The sequence below is a fragment of the Streptomyces sp. 13-12-16 genome (assembly GCF_002114215.1).
Lineage (GTDB): Bacteria > Actinomycetota > Actinomycetes > Streptomycetales > Streptomycetaceae > Streptomyces.
Genome location: NZ_NCTE01001079.1, coordinates 14095 through 15858, shown reverse-complemented (window position 1 = coordinate 15858; position 1764 = coordinate 14095). Strand labels below are relative to the sequence as shown.

Genomic DNA, 1764 nt, shown 5'->3' with positions numbered 1-1764 from the left:
TCCACCACCAGGCGGTGCCACGGTCGGGTGCGGCCGCGCTGCCCGCCGACGCGCCCCTGACCGCCTGCGCCCGGGTGACGCCCCTGGGCGCCTCCCCGATGTCGGTCCGCCTGCGCCCGGCCGGCCCGCCGCTGCCCTGGTCCTCGATCGCGCCCCGCTCCCACGTGTTCTCCGGCGCCGATCGGGCCGAGGTGCTGGCCGCTCTGGCCGACGGACGGGAGTCCGACACCGGTCCCGCCCGCCTCGTGGTGGTGGTCGACCAGGTCTCCGAGACGCTGCGCGAACGGCTGGCGGTCGCACGCCACTGGTTGACGTCCGGCGGGCCCCGCCCGGACCGGATCGCCTACCAGGACGCCCCCACGAGCGGGGAGGTGGCTTTCGTCTTCCCCAGCGGCCAGGCGAGCTATCCCGGGTGCGGGGCGGAACTACGACTCGCCCTGCGCGCCCCCCGCACCGAGGAAGCCGCCCGGCCCGGCCCGGTGCCGGAGCCCCGGCACCCCACCGGCACCGACCCGGTCCCGGTCGTGACGCGGATCCGGGACACCACCGAACTCGCCGCCCTGCACGGCGAGATCACCCAGAGCCTGCTGGGGCTGCGGCCGGACGCGGCGATCGGCTTCTCATCCGGGGAGTCCACCGCACTGATCGTGCTCGGGGCGTGGCCCGACGCGGCCGGCCTGTACCAGGCGGTCTCCGACAGCGACGTTTTCCGGTTCGACCTGTCCGGGGAGTTCCGCGCGGCGCACCGGTTCTGGCGCGGACACGGCCAGGAACGGGGGCGTTGGGCCGAGTACCTGGTGCACGCGACCCCAGCCGACGTGCGCGCCGCCCTGGCAGGCGAACCACTGGCACACCTGCTCGCCGTCGACTCGCCCGACACGTGCGTGATCGGCGGACTGGACGCGGCCTGCCGGCGCGTGCTGGACCGGATCGGCCCCGGGCTCCCGATGGCCGACGGGTACCGGATGGTGGCGCACGCCCCCGAGGCGAACCAGGTCGCGGCCGCATTTCGCGCGTTGCACCGTCGGCCGACCAGTCCCACGCCGGGCATCCGCTATTACAGCGCGGCCACCGGCGAGCCGTACCCGGTCGATCCGGACCACGTCGCGGACGCGCTGCTCACCCAGATGACCAGCACGCTCGACTACCCGAAGGTGGTCGAGCGGGCCTGGACGGACGGGGTGCGCGTGCTGATCGAGCACGGCCCGCAGAGCGGGCGTACCCGGTCGATCCGCCGGATCCTGGCGGACCGGGACCACCTGGCGGTGGCTCTCGATGTGCCGGGACGGGGACTGCGGCAGCTGTGCGACGCGGTCGCCGAACTCGTCGCCGCCGGGGTCTGCCCTGATCCCGCACCGCTGTTCGGCCGGCTCACAGCGGCCGCCAGGCTGCCGGCTGATCCGGGGAGGACGATCACCCTGCCGGCGCACCCGCCCGCGATCCGGCTGCCCGGAACAGATCATCCGGAGCAGCGGATGGAACCTGCGCCGGTATCGCCTCCGGCGACGGTACCGACGAAACCGGTCGGCGCGCCGGCCGGTCCCGGTACGGCGGTCCCCTCCGATGCCCAGGGCTCGGCCTCGCCGCGTGCCAGGGCTGTACCCGTCGCACGAGCCGCGTCGATCGGCCCGGTGACCGCCGCGGACCACCCGGTGCCGCCCCTTGCCCCTGCGAACCGCCGGGCGCCGGCCGTGGCCGCTGCCGACGATCCGGTGCCGGCACTTGCCGCCGCCCACCACGCCCGTCTCGCCGTCGCCCAGCGGG

Annotated in this window: 1 pseudogene; it reads left to right on the top strand. The window is 75.7% G+C overall.

Annotated elements, in window-relative coordinates:
* Positions 1 to 14: 14 nt before the first annotated feature.
* Positions 15 to 1764: pseudogene (locus B7767_RS35565) on the top strand (beta keto-acyl synthase); the annotation flags it as partial.